The organism is Allgaiera indica (genome assembly GCF_900106675.1).
In the GTDB taxonomy this organism is placed as follows: domain Bacteria; phylum Pseudomonadota; class Alphaproteobacteria; order Rhodobacterales; family Rhodobacteraceae; genus Acidimangrovimonas; species Acidimangrovimonas indica.
The window spans coordinates 128272-144503 of the sequence record NZ_FNOB01000008.1 but is presented as its reverse complement, the minus strand read 5'-3'; the positions used below and the strand labels follow the sequence as shown (position 1 = coordinate 144503).

The 16232-nt window shown below is 68.2% G+C and carries 12 protein-coding genes; 2 read left to right on the top strand and 10 right to left on the bottom strand.

All coding sequences use genetic code 11. The features are described from left to right. Positions 1-482: 482 nt before the first annotated feature. Positions 483-1676 (bottom strand): hydantoinase/carbamoylase family amidase, encoded by a 1194-nt coding sequence (locus BLV97_RS09405; RefSeq protein WP_176992645.1) that lies wholly within the window; start codon positions 1674-1676, stop codon positions 483-485. Positions 1677-1789: 113 nt separating this feature from the next. Between BLV97_RS09405 and BLV97_RS09400 the strand changes: the two genes are divergently transcribed. Then, a complete protein-coding gene (locus BLV97_RS09400; protein ID WP_035844963.1) occupies positions 1790-2854 on the top strand; it encodes a saccharopine dehydrogenase in 1065 nt (354 codons plus the stop codon). 1 nt (position 2855) lies between these two features. Beyond that, positions 2856-3998 (top strand): saccharopine dehydrogenase family protein, encoded by a 1143-nt coding sequence (locus BLV97_RS09395; RefSeq protein ID WP_035844960.1) that lies wholly within the window; start codon positions 2856-2858, stop codon positions 3996-3998. Positions 3999-4134: 136 nt separating this feature from the next. Here the strand turns inward: BLV97_RS09395 and BLV97_RS09390 are convergent, their stop codons facing one another. The 9 genes from BLV97_RS09390 to BLV97_RS09350 form a co-directional block, all read right to left on the bottom strand. Further along, positions 4135-5553, bottom strand: a complete 1419-nt coding sequence (locus BLV97_RS09390; RefSeq protein ID WP_081825136.1) for a DNA recombination protein RmuC — start codon at positions 5551-5553, stop codon at positions 4135-4137. After that, on the bottom strand, positions 5550-7427 hold the full coding sequence (gene mutL / locus BLV97_RS09385; RefSeq protein ID WP_035844958.1) for a DNA mismatch repair endonuclease MutL: 1878 nt from the start codon (positions 7425-7427) through the stop codon (positions 5550-5552). Before mutL ends, BLV97_RS09390 begins: the two co-directional genes overlap by 4 nt. 72 nt (positions 7428-7499) lie before the next feature. Beyond that, positions 7500-8843, bottom strand: a complete 1344-nt coding sequence (locus BLV97_RS09380; protein WP_051646202.1) for a M16 family metallopeptidase — start codon at positions 8841-8843, stop codon at positions 7500-7502. Then, positions 8840-10258, bottom strand: coding sequence for a M16 family metallopeptidase (locus BLV97_RS09375; protein ID WP_081825135.1), 1419 nt, complete (start codon positions 10256-10258; stop codon positions 8840-8842). Before BLV97_RS09375 ends, BLV97_RS09380 begins: the two co-directional genes overlap by 4 nt. A 100-nt stretch (positions 10259-10358) precedes the next feature. Beyond that, complete coding sequence (locus BLV97_RS09370; RefSeq protein ID WP_035844956.1) at positions 10359-10895, bottom strand: DUF3035 domain-containing protein; 537 nt, start codon at positions 10893-10895, stop codon at positions 10359-10361. A 51-nt stretch (positions 10896-10946) separates the two neighbouring features. After that, positions 10947-11414, bottom strand: coding sequence for a signal peptidase II (gene lspA, locus BLV97_RS09365; RefSeq protein ID WP_035844948.1), 468 nt, complete (start codon positions 11412-11414; stop codon positions 10947-10949). Positions 11415-11423: 9 nt separating this feature from the next. Then, the gene (gene purH / locus BLV97_RS09360) at positions 11424-13013 is read right to left on the bottom strand and encodes a bifunctional phosphoribosylaminoimidazolecarboxamide formyltransferase/IMP cyclohydrolase (RefSeq protein ID WP_035844946.1); all 1590 of its coding nucleotides are present in this window, start codon (positions 13011-13013) and stop codon (positions 11424-11426) included. Positions 13014-13025: 12 nt separating this feature from the next. After that, positions 13026-14813, bottom strand: coding sequence for a heparinase II/III family protein (locus BLV97_RS09355; RefSeq protein ID WP_051646201.1), 1788 nt, complete (start codon positions 14811-14813; stop codon positions 13026-13028). Positions 14814-14936: 123 nt separating this feature from the next. Then, a complete protein-coding gene (locus tag BLV97_RS09350) occupies positions 14937-16223 on the bottom strand; it encodes an RsmB/NOP family class I SAM-dependent RNA methyltransferase (protein WP_035844944.1) in 1287 nt (428 codons plus the stop codon). Positions 16224-16232: the final 9 nt, after the last annotated feature.

Below are 16232 nucleotides of genomic sequence, written 5' to 3'. Positions count from 1 at the left end.
GCGTAGCTCAGCTGGATAGAGCACAGGATTCCTAATAACAAATTGGGCGTTGTACTTGGAAACGGTGCAACGGATCTGCTCAAAGTCGGGGAAAGCTACGGCCTATTCGTGCCTTGCCGATCCCGAGCCAAGCCTCGCAAGAGGAAGGTGTAGAGACTGGACGGGCAGCACCTAAGGGCTTGTGTCTAAGGTGAAGGGACAGTCCAGACCACGAACGCCGAACGGCGGCGGTGAAAGCCGAAGTGGTATGAATCCTGGGGCCGTGGGTTCGAATCCCGCCGCGGACACCATCCTTCCGTCGATCCGGGTTCATCGGGCCGGCATGCGCCGCGTCTGACCATTGGCAGGCGGCCATGTTGCCTGGCCCGGAAGTTGTCTTGGCGCCAAGCAGCAAGACACCATCTGGCCCGGCGGCGCGCGGCGCAGGCGAACCAGATGGCGCGGATGGTCTGTCCCCCGAAGGCGTGTGACGGATACGGTTGCTAGAGCGCCGCCACCGCGCGAGCCAGCACGTTGAGTCCGACGACAAGATCTTCCTCGCGCGTGTCTTCCTCGAAATTGTGGCTCACGCCGCCGATCGAGGGCACGAACAGCATCGCCACAGGCATATGACGTGCGACATTCGTCGTATCATGCAGCGCCCCCGAAGGCATCCGGCGCCACTTGCCCGGCGCCTCGGCTTCGGCGGCCTCGGCCAGCGCTTGTTGCAGGCGGTCGTCCATGGTCACCGGCTCCAACCCCAGCATACGACCGAATTCCAGACCAAGCCCGCGTTCCGCGGCCACTTCGGCGGCGGTCTCGCGAATGATGGTTTCCATCCGAGCCAGCCGGTCGGATTCGCCGTCGCGCCATTGCATCGAGAACGTCACCCGCCCCGGCACGATGGACGATCCGTTGGGGTGAAGGCTGACATGGCCGATGGTCCAGACGGTTTCGGGCCGCACGACATTGCGCAACCGGTCGTTGAGCTTCCGGTTGAAATCCGCAAGCCCCTGAAAGGCGTCGCGGCGCAGATGCATCGGCGTCGTGCCCGCATGGTTCGACTGCCCGGTCAGGGTGATCCGCATGTCGCGGATGCCGACGATCGAGGTGACCACGCCGACCTGCTCTTGCGCGGTATCAAGGTAGGGGCCCTGTTCGATATGCGCCTCGATGAAGCCGGTGAAGCGCGCGGGGTCGAGGAAACCGCCCGACACCAGATCGGCCATCCGGGCGCGGCCCTGGGCATAGGTACTGCCATCCGAGGCCGTCAGGCCATCGGCGTCTTCAAGGCTGCGTCCGCCGGCCCAGACGGTCGATCCGGTGGTGACGCCATAGCGCCCCTCCTCGTCCTGGAAGCTGACGACCGAGACCGCGGGGCCGCCGGCCTCTTTCGCGGCGCGCGCGACCTCCAGCGCGGCCATCACGCCATAGGCGCCATCCAGCCAGCCGCCCTCGGGCTGGGTGTCGGAATGCGAGCCCATCAACAGGCTGGGGCCGTCGCCCGCCAGCCCGAAAAGATTGCCCACCGGATCGAAATAGGGTGCGAGGCCGGCGTCGCGGAACTGCCCGGCCAGCCATTTGCGCGCTTCGATATCCTTGTCGGAATAGGCGGGGCGCACGACCCCCGTGCCCACCGCGCCGATTGCGCGCAGCGCATGCAAGCTGTCGAGGAAACGCTGCGGATTGGGGTGCATGATCTGGCCCTCCATCGGTCCGTTTTATCCGCCCCTCTACCAGCCCGGCGGCCCGATGGCCACTTGGCGGGCCGGAAAACTTCGCATAGGCAGGGGCGCAAGAGGGACGATAGATGACACATCTCTGGGTACGGGCCGAGCAGCGCCCGAACGAGGAACGGGTGGGCCTGACACCCGAGGGCGCGGCGATGCTGATCGCTGCGGGGCTGCGGGTGACGGTCGAGGAAAGCCATGCGCGCGCGATCCCGATCGAAGGCTACCGCGCCGCGGGCTGCGAGATCGCGCCCGAAAACAGCTGGTCCGACGCGCCACGGGATTCCATCGTCTTCGGCCTGAAAGAGCTGCCCGAAGACGGCACACCGCTGATCCATCGCCACGTCATGTTCGGCCATGCCTTCAAGGGCCAGCCCGCGGGGCAGGCGCTGTTGCGTCGCTTCCGCGCCGGGGGCGGCATGCTTTATGATCTGGAATATCTGGTCGACGAGGCCGGGCGCCGGGTCGCGGCCTTCGGCTACTGGGCCGGGTTCGCCGGCGCAGCCGTGTCGCTGAAATGCTGGGCGGCGCAGCTGCGGGGCGGTATCGCGGGCCCTGTACGCCAATACCCGGACAAGGACGCGCTGCTGTCGGATCTGCGCGCCGAACTGGACGCCATCGGTGCCGCCCGCCCACGCGCCCTGGTGATCGGCGCCCTGGGACGCGTTGGCACCGGCGCGGCGGATCTTTGCGCCGAGCTGGGGGTGGCGGTGACCAAGTGGGACATCGCGGAAACCGCCCATGGCGGCCCCTTCCCCGAGGTGCTGGAACACGAGATTTTCCTGAATTGCATCCTCGCCCGCCCGGGCTGTCCGGTCTTCGTGCCGGCATCGGCCACGACTGATCCGCGCAAGCTGCGGGTGATCGGCGATATCGCCTGCGATCCAAGTTCGGATTTCTCGCCGATCAAGGTCTATGACCGGGTGACCGATTGGGAAAAGCCGGCGCTGCGGGTGGCGCAGGACCCGCCGCTCGACGTCACCGCGATCGACAACCTGCCCTCGATGCTGCCGGTGGAAAGCTCGATCGACTATGCCAGCCAGCTTCTACCCGCGTTGCTGACCCTTGGCGCACTGTCCGAAGGCGTCTGGGGTCGGGCGAAGGCAGAATACGACCGCCACAGCGCAAATCTTCAGGAGGCATGACATGACGATCCATTGGTGCGGCACCGGCCTGTCCGCGATCCCCGGCCTGCGCCGCCTGATCGCGGCGGGACACAACGTGACGGTCTGGAACCGGACGGTGGACAAGGCACAGGCGGCGGTGGGCGATATCGCCGCCGATATCCGCGCCTATACACTGGAGGCGCTGACAGAGGCACTGAAGCCCGGCGACGTGGCGGTTTCCATGCTGCCCGCCGACCACCATGTGCCGATCGCCCAGGCTTGCCTGGGCCGCGGGGCGCATTTCGTATCCTCCTCCTACATCGCGCCCGAAATGCGCGCATTGGACGAGGCGGCGCGCGAACGTGGGCTGGTGCTGGTGAACGAGGTCGGCCTCGACCCAGGGCTTGACCACCTGATGGCGCATTGGCTGGTCTCGGATTACCGCAAGTCGAAGGCCTATGACGGCGCCAACGTGCTGTCCTTTACTTCCTATTGCGGTGGCATCCCGGCGCAGCCCAACGCGTTTCGCTACAAGTTCTCGTGGTCGCCGCTGGGGGTGCTGAAGGCGCTGCGCTCGCCCTCGCGCAGCTTGAAGAATTTCACCGAGCTGAAGGTCCAGCGCCCCTGGGACGCGATCAGCCGCTACGACGCGCCGCTGCCGAAACCCGAAAGCTTCGAAGTCTATCCCAACCGTGATTCGCTGCCCTTCATCGAGGATTACCGCTTCGATCCCGAGTGGAAGGTGAAGGATTTCGTACGCGGCACGCTGCGCCTGAACGGCTGGGCCGAGGCCTGGGCCCCTGTCTTCTCCGAGATCGAGACGCTTTCGGGCCCCGAGGGCGAGGCCCGGCTGAAGGAGATGTCCGATCAGTTCTGGCGCGATAACGCCTATGCCGAGGGCGAGGCCGACCGGGTCGTGCTGTTCGTCTCGCTCAAGGCCGAGAAGGACGGCGAGGCAGTCTATCACAAGACCTGGGCGCTGGATGCGCAGGGCGATGCGCGCGGCACGGCGATGGCGCGGCTGGTATCGCTGCCGGTGTCGCTGGCGGTGGAATCGGTGCTCAAGCGGGAGATCCCGGCTGGCGTTCATCCCGCGCCGCATGATCCGAAGCTGGTGGAACGCTGGCTGGAGAAGGTGAAGGGCCAGGCGCAGTACATGGCGGTGGTCGACCACCTGGCCTGAGGCGGGGTAGGCGGCCGGGGGTTTCACACCCCCGGACCCCCGTGGAGTATTTGAGCCAAGATGAAGTGCAAGGGGCGCTTTGCGTCCCGCAGTCTTGCCGGCGGATCCGCCCCGCCGGCGCGGCGCGCCCGGGCCGTCAGTCCGATCCGGGCAGTTCCACTGCCAAGCCGCGCGGTTCCACATCGACCTGGGCGATGCTGGTGGCGCCTTCGGCCGAAACCACGCCCATCGTCTCGAACTTGCGCGCCGATGGCAGGACGCGGGCCTCGAAGGAGCCCACGGCCCTGTTGAAATGGTCGACCGACTGGCGCAGCGACTTGCCGACCTTGTCGACATGGCCCGCGAAAACCCCGAGCCGGTCGTAAAGCTCCTTCGCGGCCTTCTGCACCTCGACCGCGTTCTCGGCCATCTTTTCCTGCTGCCAGCCATAGGCGATCGCCTTGACCAGCGCGATCAGCGTCGTGGGCGTCGCGATCAGCACCCGGTTTTCGAACGCATATTCCAAAAGCCCGGGGTCGGCCTCGACCGCGGCGGAGACGAAGGTTTCCCCGGGGATGAACATGACCACGAAATCCGGGGTTTCGGCGATCATGTCGTGATAGGCTTTCGAGGACAGCAGCTTCACATGTTGGCGCACCTGCCGGGCGTGGTGCACCATCTGCGCCTGCTGGGCATCCGGTGTCTCGGCTTCCAGCGCGTTGAGGAAGGCCTCCAGCGGGGTCTTGGCGTCGACCACGATCACCTTGCCGCCCGGCAGCCGGACGATCGCGTCAGGGCGCTGGCGGCCTTGATCGGTGTCGAAGCTGCGTTCCAGTTCGAAATCCACATGTTCCGCCATGCCGGCCATCTCGAACACCTGGCGCAGCTGCATCTCTCCCCAGCGGCCGCGGCTTTTGGGCGCGCGCAGCGCCTGCACCAGCTTGCGGGTCTCTTTTTCCAGGCTGGTGTTGTTGCGTGCCAGCGCCGCCATCTGTTCGCGGATCTGGCCATAGGCCTCGTTGCGGCTCTTCTCGATCTGGCCGATCATCGAGTCGAACTTGCCAAGCTTTTCGTTCAACGGCTTGACCAGCGCATCGATGGCGGTCTGGCGCTTGGCCAGATCCTCCTGCGCGGTGGATTGGTGCTGCTTGAAGCGCTCTGACACGAGGTTGAGGAAGCTTTCCGAATTCTTCTGCAACACCCCCGAGGCAAGCGACTGGAAGCGGTCTTCCAGCTCCTTTCGGATCCTGGTCATGTCCTCGATCCGGGCCTGATGCTGTTCCTTCTCGTTGCGCAGCTGTTGTTCCAGAAGCGCCACCGTCCTGTCCTGTTCGTTGAGCTGCGTGTTGGCCTCGCGCAACGCCTGTTCGGCCTCGGCCAGCCGCACGGCGTCGGCTTCCGCCACCTCCAGCCGCCGGGCCAGATCCTCGGCCGCGCGGGTCCGTTCGGCAAGGTGCCGACGGGTGCCCGCCAGCTTTCCGGCCAGCAGCACGATCAGCGCCAACGCCAGCGTCGCCGCGCCCAGCAGGAGGCGCGGGTCCGTCAGGGTGATCTCTGGTCCACCAAGGTCGATCATGTGCGGCCGAACAATCGTTCGATATCGGAAAGGCGCAATTCGACATAGGTCGGGCGGCCATGGTTGCATTGGCCGGACATCGGCGTCGCCTCCATCTCGCGCAGAAGCGCATTCATTTCCTCGGCGCTCATCCGGCGGCCCGAGCGGACAGAGCCGTGGCAGGACATGCGGCTTAGCACCGCGTCGATGCGGGCGCGCAGGGTCTGGCTGTCGCCCATGTCGGCCAGTTCGTCCAGGATGTCGCGGATCAGGCCCTGGGCATCCACCTGGCCCAGGATCGCCGGCGTCTCGCGCACCGCTATGGCGCCGCCGCCGAAGGGCTCGATCGTCAGGCCCAGGGTCGCCAGATCATCCGCCAGTTCCAGAAGGCGCGCCGCGTCGCTTTCGGACAGTTCCACGATCTCGGGGATCAGCAGCGCCTGTGCGGCGATGCCCCTGTCGGCCATCTGGGCCTTGAGGCGCTCATAGACCAGGCGTTCATGCGCGGCGTGCTGATCGACGATCACCATGCCCATCTCGGTCTGGGCGATGATGTAATTCTCGTGCAGTTGCGCCCGCGCGGCCCCCAGCGGGCGCCCGGTGTCCTCGGGGGTGGGCGCGGTGTCTTCCACCCGGGCCGAGGGCAGCGGCGTCTCGGCAAAGCCCGGCATCGGGGCGGGCGCGGGGGCCTGCATGCGGTAGGCCATGTCGCGCGCGGTGAAGCTGGGGCGGTCCATCTGGTAGACGCGGGGCGGGGTTCCCGGCTGCGGATCGGGTTCGGGCCGGAACGCCCCCAGCGTGGCGCCCGCCACGGTCGAAGAGGCGCGGTGCCCGGCCTCGGCCAGCGCGTGGCGCAGTGCCGAAACGATCAGCCCGCGCGCAAGACCGGGATCGCGAAAGCGGACCTCGGATTTCGCCGGATGGACGTTCACGTCCACCAGTTCCGGATCGCAGGTGAGGTAGAGCGCCGCGGCGGGGAACCGGTCGCGGCTGAGCACATCCATATAGGCCGCGCGCAGGGCGCCGATCAGCACCCGGTCCTGCACCGGGCGGCCGTTGACGAACAGGTATTGCGCGACCGAGGAGCCGCGCGAATAGGTCGGCAGCGCGGCATAGCCGGTCAGGCGCAGGCCCTCGCGCTCGGCGTCGATCTTCAGCGCGTTCTCTGCGAAATCCGCCCCGATCACCCGCGCCAGCCGGCCGTGCAGGGCGTCGAACAGATCGCCCGATTCGGCATCGGCGCGAAAGGTCACGCGGCCCCCGTCGTTTGATGTTGGGCCGCCGCCCGACACGTCGCGCAGGATGAAGGCGACGTGGGGTTCGGCCATCGCCAGACGCCTGATCACCTCGCCGATCGCCTGCGCCTCGGCCCGGTCGGAGCGCAGGAATTTCAGCCGCGCGGGGGTGGCGTAGAACAGATCGCGCAGTTCCACCACCGTGCCACGGGTCAGCGCCGCGGGCTTTACCGGCGCGATGCGGCCGCCCGCGACGGCGATCGTCGCGGCATCCGCCCCCGCCGCGCGCGAGGTGATCGTCAGCCGCCCCACCGCCCCAAGCGAGGGCAGCGCCTCGCCCCTGAAGCCGAAGGAATGGATGCTCAGAAGGTCCGAGCCGTCGATCTTCGAGGTCGCGTGACGGGCCAGCGCCAGCGGCAGGTCGTCGGGCGTCATGCCGCAGCCGTCGTCGGTGATGCGGATCAGCGTCTTGCCGCCGTCGGCCTGATCCACGTTGATCCGCGTGGCGCCCGCGTCCAGCGCGTTCTCGACCAGTTCCTTCACCGCCGAGGCGGGGCGTTCCACCACCTCGCCCGCCGCGATCCGGTTGATCGCGGATTCGTCGAGTTGACGAATGATCGGACGGTCGGCCGAGCCTATGTTGGGGTTTTGGACATTCATACCACCAGAACTAGCAGGTTCACAGAGATTCGGCCACAGGCGACCGGCATCGCCCGGCCGCGTCCGGTGCGGTCAGTTGCCGGCGCGCGCGCTGTCGGTCGCCTGCAGGCCGCGCGGCCGGCCGACCACCACGAAGCGCAGGGCATCGGGCCGGTAAAGCCGCTTGGCGACGCGGTCCAGATCGGCCAGCGTCAGCGCCTCGATCTTGGCGTTGCGGGTCGCGATATAGCTGATCGGCATCTCGTCCAGTTGCATCCCGGCCAGGATCTGCGCGATCCGGGCGTTGCCGTCGAAGCGCAGCGGATAGGCGCCGGTCAGATAGGTCTTTGCGGCGTCAAGTTCGGCCTGGGTCACGCCGTCTTGGGCCAGGCGATCCCATCCGGCGCGAATCACCGCGACCGCTTCGGCCGCCTTGGCGTTGTCCGAGGCCAGCGCCCCCAGGATCAGCGCGCCGTGGTCCATCGGCATCAGATAGGTGCCCACGCCATAGGTCAGCCCGCGCTTGACCCGGACCTCCTGCATCAGCCGTGCGGTAAAGCGGCGGCCGCCGAAGATCTCGTTCAGCACATAGGCGGCGAAGAAATCGGGATCGTGACGATCAAGACCCGGGGCGCCGAACTGGATCGCGCTTTGCGGGGTGTCGAAGGGTATGATCGTCACGCCGCCCGTCAACTGGTCGGTGGCGCGGGGCGGCATCGGCGCGCCCCGCGCGGGAAGGCCGGCGAAGAGGGTGTCGAGCATCCGGCCCAGGGCCTCGGGCGTGATATCGCCGACCGCCGCTACAAACAGCCGATCGCGTGCCATGCTGGCATGCCAGGCGGCGACCAGATCTTCGCGTGTCAGCGCGGGGACACTGTCCACCGTGCCGTCGCCCTTGCTGCCGTAGGGGTGGGCCCCGAAGGCCTGGGCGAAAAGCGTGGCACTGGCGATCGCCTCGGGATCTTTCGCCTCGGCCCGCAACGAGGACATGACCTGCGCCTTGACCCGCGCAATGGCCTGATCGTCGAAGCGCGGCGCGGTCAGCGCCTGGTGCAGCAGCGCCACGGCCTGGTCCCGGTTCTTGGTCAGGAACCGGGCCGAAACGCTGACCGAATCCGGATCGGCGCCAAAGCCGAACTCGGCGGCCAGCCCGTCGCGGGCAGCGGCGAAGGCCTGGGCGTCGCGGGTGCCGGCGCCTTCCTCCAGCAATCCCGCCATCAGGTTGACCGCGCCGCGCTTGCCCGGCGCGTCCAGGCTGGTGCCGCCGCGAAAGCGGATCTCGAGCGCGGTGAAGGGGATGTCATGCGCCTCGACCAGCCAGGCGGTGATGCCGCCGGGCGAGGTCACCTTCGCGATGTTGACCTCGGCCTTGGCGGGGAGGGCGGTGAAGGCGGCAAGGAACCCGGCGCAAAGCGTGACAAGGATCTGGCGGATCATTGGGTGACCTCGTTCTGGGGCGCGGGTATCCGGGCTGCCCGCGGGGCCGCGGTGGCTGCCCTGGCGCCCGGGGGCGGCGTCAGATAGCCGGTGACAGAATGTTCGGGCACCAGAACGGCGCGGGCCGCGTTGCGGACGTCCTCTGCCGTCACCGCGTCGAGCGTCCGGGGCCAGTCCTTCACGTCCTCTACCGTCAGACCCGCGCTCAGCGCCGCGCCATAGCGCCGGCCCAGCGCGGCCACGTTGTCGCGCGCGTAGATTTGGGCTGCGTTGATCTGGGTCTTGATCCGGGCCAGTTCCTGCGGATCCGGGCCGGTCGCAAGGAAGCGGGCAAGCACCTGGTCCAGCGCGGCCTCGGCCTGCGCCAGCGAAACGCCCTTGGCGGGTACCACGGTCAAGGAAAATGTCGTCGGGTCGACCGAGGTGCCGTCATAGCCCGCGCCGGTATAGACGGCGAGGTGCTGGTCGAATTGTAGCGCGCGGGCCAGAACCGAGGTCTGCGCGCTGCCGCCCAGCAATTCGGCCAGGACCGCCAGCGCGGCTGCCTGGCGCTGATCGCCGGCGCGGCGGTTGGGCGCCAGGTAAGAGCGGCGCAGATAGGCGTCGGCCACGCGCGGGTCGGACATGGTCAGGTGCCGGGCGGCCAGTTGCGGCGGTTCTTGCACGCGGGCGCGGGGCGGTAGATCTGGCGTCGGCTTCAGCGGGCCGAAGTGGCGCTCGGCCAGTTGACGGACCTGCTGGGGCGTGGCATCGCCAGCGACGATCAGCACCGCGTTATTGGGCGCATAATAGGTGTGGTAGAAGGCCAGCGCCTGGGCGCGCGACAGCGTTTCCATCTCGCGCCGCCAGCCGATCACGGGGGTGCCGTAGGGGCTGGCCAGGAATTGCGCCGCCCGCAACTGTTCGTTGAACAGCGCACCGGGGTTGTTGTCGGTGCGCTGGCTGCGTTCCTCCAGGATCACCTGACGTTCGGTCGCCACCACCTCGGGCGTCAGGTTCAGATGCCGCATCCGGTCGGCCTCCATCTCCATCATCCGGCCCAGGTGGCGCGCGGCGATACGCTGGTAATAGCCGGTATAATCCCAAGAGGTGAAGGCGTTGTCGCTGCCGCCCAGAGCGGCGACCGTGGCCGAGAATTCGCCCGGTTTCAGCCGGTCGGTGCCCTTGAACATCAGATGTTCCAGGAAATGCGCGATACCCGACTGGCCGGGTTTCTCATCCGCCGCGCCGACCCGATACCAAACCATGTTGACCACGACGGGGGCGCGGTGATCCTCGATCACCACCACCTGCATGCCGTTCTTCAACGAAAAGCTGGTCACCGCCTCGTCGGCGGCACGGGCACCCGGCGTCATGGCGAAAGTGGCAAGCGCCAGGGTCCACGCAAGCGCCACGCGACGCAAGAATCGCTGCATTCAACTCCCTCCAGATGCGAAGTCCGGCAAGACTACGCGCCGGGGGGCGGTGATCAAGCGATTATCACGGATGCGGCACTGCGCCGCTCATGCCGCCAAGCTATTTCTTGGTGACCTGGGGCGGCGCGCTGTCGGTGCGCACACCACGGGCGCGCCAGTATTCCAGCGCCTTGTATTGGTCCAGCGCCATCCGCTTGTAGGCCGAGAAATAGGTCGATCTCCCCATCAGCCGGAACAGCAGCTTCGGCGGGTGACGCTTGCGGAAGGCAAGATCGGCGGCGTCCAGCTCTTGCCGGATGCCGGGCTGGATGCCGAAGCGCGTGACCTGCGCCATCAACGCCCGGTCCGAGGCCGGGATCTTGGTGTCATGCAGTGCCGAGGCCCGGCCGCCCAGCGCCGTCACCGCATCGGCGACCGGCGTCGGATCGGCCAGATTGGAGCCGCCCGGGGTGGGCGGCGGCAGTTCAGCCAGGTTCTTTGGCATCTGCAACGGCTTGGTCGGCAGGATCGAGAATTCATCGGGTCCTGCCGATCCGGATTGCAGATTCAACAGATGCGGCGTCCGTTTTGACGCGCAGCCCGTCAGCGCCATCGCCGTCCCCAGGGCGATCGCCAGAGCGCCGAGCCTTGCCTGCATCCCTACCTCCACAGCCGTTTAGCCATTCCTTAGCCCAAACTCCGGGGCGCGTCACGGGGTCTTCTGGCCGGCGAACAGGACCAGTCCCAGCGCGCCGGCGAAGATCGCCACATCCGCCAGGTTGAACGAGAACGGATTCCGATAGCCACAGCAGGACATGTTCAGGAAATCTGCGACCGCACCGTAGACCAGCCGGTCGATCACATTGCCGACCGCGCCGCCGATCAGCAACCCCGCCGAAAAGCGGCTGATCCGCGAATGCCCTTCGCGCCGGATCCACACCCAGACCCAGGCCGAAATTCCCAGTGCCACCGCGATCAGCACCCAGCGCATCAGCTGCGCCGAATTGGCCAGAAGCCCGAAATTCACCCCCTCGTTCCACGCCATGCGGAAATTCAGATAGGGCGGCAGCACGTCGATCGCATGGCGCTGCGCCAGTCCCATCAGATGGACGACGACGAACTTAAATGCCTGATCAAGAGCAATGACGACCAGCGCGGTCAGGGACACAATCCGCATGATCCGCCCCTAGTGCCGGAAATGGCGCTGGCCGGTCAGCACCATCGCCAGGCCGGCCTCGTCGGCGGCCTTGATGACCTCGTCGTCGCGCATCGAGCCGCCAGGCTGGATCACGCAGGTGGCGCCTGCCGCGACGGCCTCCAGCAGCCCGTCGGCAAAGGGAAAGAATGCGTCCGAGGCCACGGCCGAGCCCTTGGCGGGGCTTTCGGGCAGGCCCATCGCCTCGGCCATGCGCTCGGCCTTCTTCGCGGCGATCAGGGCGCTGTCGACGCGGCTCATCTGTCCGGCGCCGACGCCGACGGTGGTGCCGCCCTTGGCATAGACGATGGCGTTCGACTTGACGTGCTTGGCCACGGTCCAGGCAAACAGCAGGTCGCGGATCTCGTCCTCGGTCGGCACGCGTTTGGTCACCACCTTCAAATCGGCGGCGGTGACATTGGCGATGTCGTGGTCCTGCACCAGGAACCCGCCCGCGACCTGGCGCCAGGCAATGCGCGCGGCCTTCGGATCGGGCAGCGCGCCGGTGGTCAGCAGGCGCAGGTTCTTCTTGGCGGCGAAGACCTCTTTCGCCGCGTCGGTCGCCTCGGGGGCGATCACCACCTCGGTGAAGATCTTCACGATCTCGGCGGCGGTCTCGGCGTCGAGGGTCTGGTTCAGCGCCACGATGCCGCCGAAGGCCGAGGTCCGGTCGCAATCGAAGGCGCGGGAATAGGCCTCGGCCAGGGTCGCGCCGGTGGCGACGCCACAGGGGTTGGCATGCTTGATGATCGCGCAGGCCGGGCCCTGGGCGGGGTCGAATTCCGCCACCAGCTCGAACGCCGCGTCGGTGTCGTTGATGTTGTTGTAGCTCAGCTCCTTGCCCTGATGCTGGGTGGCCGTCGCCACCCCGGGCCGGGCCGAGCCGTCATGATAGAAGGCCGCTTTCTGATGCGGGTTCTCGCCGTAGCGCATGGTCTGGGCGAGTGTGCCGGCAAAGGCGCGGCGGCGTGGGGTTTCGGTGCCGATCGCACCGGCCATCCAGGTGCTGACCGCGGCGTCATAGGCGGCGGTGCGGGCATAGGCGATCTGCGCCAGCCGCTTGCGGAAGGCCAGGCCGGTGCAATCGTCATGGGCGTCCAGCTCGGCCAGAAGGGTGTGGTAATCGGCCACGTCCACCACGGTGGTGACGAAGGCGTGATTCTTGGCGGCGGCGCGAATCATCGCGGGGCCGCCGATATCGATGTTCTCGATGCAGGTGTCGTAATCGGCGCCCTTCGCCACGGTGTCCTCGAACGGGTAGAGGTTGACCACCAAGAGGTCGATCGGGGCGATGTCATGGGCCTGCATCGCCGCCAGATGTTCCTGATTGTCGCGCAGCGCCAGCAGGCCGCCATGCACCTTGGGGTGCAGCGTCTTCACGCGGCCGTCCATCATCTCGGGAAAACCCGTCACATCCGCCACATCGGTGACATGCAGCCCCGCCTTGCGCAGCGCCAGCGCGGTGCCGCCGGTCGACAGGATCTCGACCCCGCGGGCGGCCAGGGCCTGGGCGAAGTCCACCAGCCCGGTCTTGTCGGAAACGGATATCAGTGCCCGTGTCAGCGGCATCAGGTCGGTCATGTCATAGGCCTTTCATTGCGGGTCCGCGGCAGAGCCTTCTTCAAGCGGCTCGTCGCGGTCGAGGTCGCGAATGGCCAGAGGGGTATCCTGTGCCTTCGCCAGCGTCCAGCTTATCTGGCTGGCATAGTCCGTCACGCTGGCGGCAAGCACGATCTGGCGAGACGTGCGGGGCTTCAGCCGACCCTTTTCCAGATAGACCGAAGGCTCGATGCGCAAATCGGCATGACCGTCGTGGCGGAATACCCAGATCTCTCCGCTTTTCAGGGCCAGCGACACCGCGGTGCCGCCCAGATCCAGCGCCGCGTCCACATCCGGGTGCAGGTGGAAATGCAGCGCATAGCGCACGCCGTCGTCGCGGGTCAGGCGCATGACGTCCTCGAACCGGCGGCGCTCTTCTTCCGTCAAGGCGCCCAGCGTGTCCTCGCCCAGCAGCATCCGCCCGTCCGAGGCCAGCGACAACCCGCGCATATGGGTCAGGCCATGGGTGCGGGAATAGCCACGGTGGCCAGCCAGCAGGCTGATGCCTTCGGGCGCGGCTTCCATCCTGGCGTGCACCACCTCGGCCAGATCGGTCAGCATCCCGCGCGGGCTGCTGAAGCCGGGCTTGCCCAGTCGCGACGAGGAATAGCCCTCGATCGCCAATACCGAATGCGAGGCGGTCGCGCGCCCGGCGCGGCGCCATTCCGGCCCGAAGGGCGCGCCCGAGCCGCAACTGACGATCACCGGCCGCCGCCCGGAAGTCATCTCGAATGCCAGCGTCGAGGCATGGGCGTTGAAACTGGCGCGACCGCTGGGCGGTGTGGCCGCGTCGATGATCGTGGTGGTGCGCCCGCACGAGAGCCGCGCGAAACCCATGGCCAGGCCTTGCGGGGCGCTGGCGCGGACGCCGGAATTGGCCAGCGCGTGGTCCAGCCGACCCTCGGCGCCCCGGCCGCCACCATGGAACCGGGCAAGCCCGCCGTCGGCGTGGCGCAGCGCGCGCAAGGTGGGGGCGATGCGCTCGATCGCGGCCAGGTGGGCGGCAGGGGCCATGCGTCCGGCCTCGGCCAGCGCCAGCGCAGCCCAGGTGAGCAGGGTGAAGACTTCCAGCAGTTCTTCGGGGTTGCGCGTCGGGATGCCGCCCTCGGCGTCGATACGCTCGGCGCATTCGCGCGCCAGCGCGGCCGAGGCCGGCGCCACATGACGTTCCATTCCGGTCAGGGCAAGGCCTGCGTAGATCAGACCGGTGAGCGCCTCGAACCGGGCCAGTCCGGGGCGCGCGGCGTGCCAGCGCCTGGACAGGAAGGCGGTCTGATGTGCGAGGCTGCGGAAATACAGATCCGCCGTCTTGCGCTGCTGGCCGTTCAGCAGCAGCAGCGCGTGGTTGATCCAGCGGATCAGGCGTCGGCCGGTCAGATCCGGTGTCCAGCCCGGGCCGCGGCCGCGGCCGAAGCGCAGGATCCAGCCGAAGGTCCAGTCCTGGGCGCATTGGCGTGCCGCCGCGTCGCCTACCGCCGCCAGATCGTCGAGCCAGGCAAAGCCGTGCTGCTCTTCCTCGAAGGTGGGGTCGGGCGAGGGCAGATCCCAAAGCGTGCGGCCCCGGCCTTCGATCAGGTATCCGGCGAACAGGAAATTGCCCGCCGTCAGCTGGCGGCCGCGGGCGAAAGAGCCGATCGTGCGCGGCTCGGGCTGCGAGGTGAAGCCGGTGGCCGCGCGCGAACGGGTGCTGGCGCGCGCGTAAACCCGGTTGAGAAACCGGGTCGAGCGGGCGGGATATCCGTCTTCGTCTAGGGCAGCCCCTGCCTTGCGTCGCTGCGCCATTCTTTCGGGCCTTCGCGTCTCTTGCCGGGACAGACCATAGAGGCGGGGGCTGGGCCTGTCACCGGCGAAAACGGCTATGGCCGCACCGATCGAGAGGCGAATGGCGCGCGCCGGGCACAGCGCTCAGGGCACAGGCGCGGCGCGGGCCAGAACCGCCATGTAGAAGCCGTCGATGCCGCCCCGGTCGGCCCAGTGATCGGGGCGGATCCGCAGCCCGCCCTCGGACGAGCGCCAGTCGGGCGCGATGCCGGGGGCTTCGGCGGGCAGGACGGCAAGGCCGGGGTGGCGGGCGAGCGCGGCGGTGATCTGGGCCTCGCCCTCTTCGGGCAGCAACGAGCAGGTGCAGAACACCAGCCGCCCGCCGGGGCGCAGGAGGGTGAGGGCGCGGTCGATCAGCCTGGCCTGCAGCGCGACCAGCGTGTCCAGTTCGGTGCCGTCCTTGACGAAGGGCAGGTCCGGGTGGCGCCGGATCGTGCCGGTGGCCGAACAGGGCGCGTCCAGCAGCACCGCGTCCAGCGGCGCCTGGGGTTGCCAGGACAGGGCGTCGGCGACATGGGTGCGCGCGGTCAGGCCGCAACGTGCAAGGTTTTCCGTCACCCGCGCCATGCGTGCGGCCGAGATATCCACCGCCTCGACCCGCGCGCCGGCGGCGGCCAGTTGCAAGGTCTTGCCACCGGGGGCTGCGCACAGATCGGCGACATGTTCGCCTGGTTGGGGCGCCAGCAGCAGCGCAGGCAGCGCAGCGGCGGCGTCCTGCACCCACCAGGCGCCCTCGGAATAGCCTGTAAGCGCGCTGACCTGGCCGGGCGCCGAGAGCCGCAGGCTACCGGTGGGCAGAGCCTCGGCGCCCAGTGCTTCGGCCAGGGCGGCGGCCTGCGCGGGGTCCTTCGGCGTCAGATCCAGCGGCGGGGCGGCGGCCTGGATGGCCTCGATCGCGGTAACGGAGGCCTTGCCCCAGGCGGTGATCAGGGGTTTGCGCAGCCAGCCGGGCAGTGATTGCGGCGGCAGCGTATCCCAACCCGGGGCCTGGCCGGCCTTGCGCAGCACGGCGTTGGCAAGGCCGGCGTAGCGGCCGGTCGCCTTGTCGCGGCGCAGCAGGGTGACGGCGGCATTGACGGCACCATGGGCCGGGGCGCCTTCGGCGTGGATCTCGACCAGCGCCAGGCGCAGGGCGTTCATCACCGGGGCGGGTGGCATCCGGCGCAGATGCGGCCCCAGCAGCCGGTCGGCGCGTTGCATCTGGCGCAGCGTGGCCAGTGCCAGCCGCTGTGCCCGCGCCCGCTCCGGCGGTGAGAGCGGCGCAAGTGCGCCGGCGGAATCGGCCAGCACCTCGGCCAGCAGGCGGTGCTCTTGCAGCACCGCGCCCAGCACCGACCACGCGGCCTGCCGTACTTCCTGCCCCGTCGCCATCGCACCCTC

Coding starts and splice junctions, on each gene's coding strand:
- BLV97_RS09405 (WP_176992645.1), bottom strand. CDS start 1,676: ATGCACCCCAATCCGCAGCGTTTCCTCGACAGCTTGCATGCGCTGCGC.
- BLV97_RS09400 (WP_035844963.1), top strand. CDS start 1,790: ATGACACATCTCTGGGTACGGGCCGAGCAGCGCCCGAACGAGGAACGG.
- BLV97_RS09395 (WP_035844960.1), top strand. CDS start 2,856: ATGACGATCCATTGGTGCGGCACCGGCCTGTCCGCGATCCCCGGCCTG.
- BLV97_RS09390 (WP_081825136.1), bottom strand. CDS start 5,553: ATGATCGACCTTGGTGGACCAGAGATCACCCTGACGGACCCGCGCCTC.
- mutL (WP_035844958.1), bottom strand. CDS start 7,427: ATGAATGTCCAAAACCCCAACATAGGCTCGGCCGACCGTCCGATCATT.
- BLV97_RS09380 (WP_051646202.1), bottom strand. CDS start 8,843: ATGATCCGCCAGATCCTTGTCACGCTTTGCGCCGGGTTCCTTGCCGCC.
- BLV97_RS09375 (WP_081825135.1), bottom strand. CDS start 10,258: ATGCAGCGATTCTTGCGTCGCGTGGCGCTTGCGTGGACCCTGGCGCTT.
- BLV97_RS09370 (WP_035844956.1), bottom strand. CDS start 10,895: ATGCAGGCAAGGCTCGGCGCTCTGGCGATCGCCCTGGGGACGGCGATG.
- lspA (WP_035844948.1), bottom strand. CDS start 11,414: ATGCGGATTGTGTCCCTGACCGCGCTGGTCGTCATTGCTCTTGATCAG.
- purH (WP_035844946.1), bottom strand. CDS start 13,013: ATGACCGACCTGATGCCGCTGACACGGGCACTGATATCCGTTTCCGAC.
- BLV97_RS09355 (WP_051646201.1), bottom strand. CDS start 14,813: ATGGCGCAGCGACGCAAGGCAGGGGCTGCCCTAGACGAAGACGGATAT.
- BLV97_RS09350 (WP_035844944.1), bottom strand. CDS start 16,223: ATGGCGACGGGGCAGGAAGTACGGCAGGCCGCGTGGTCGGTGCTGGGC.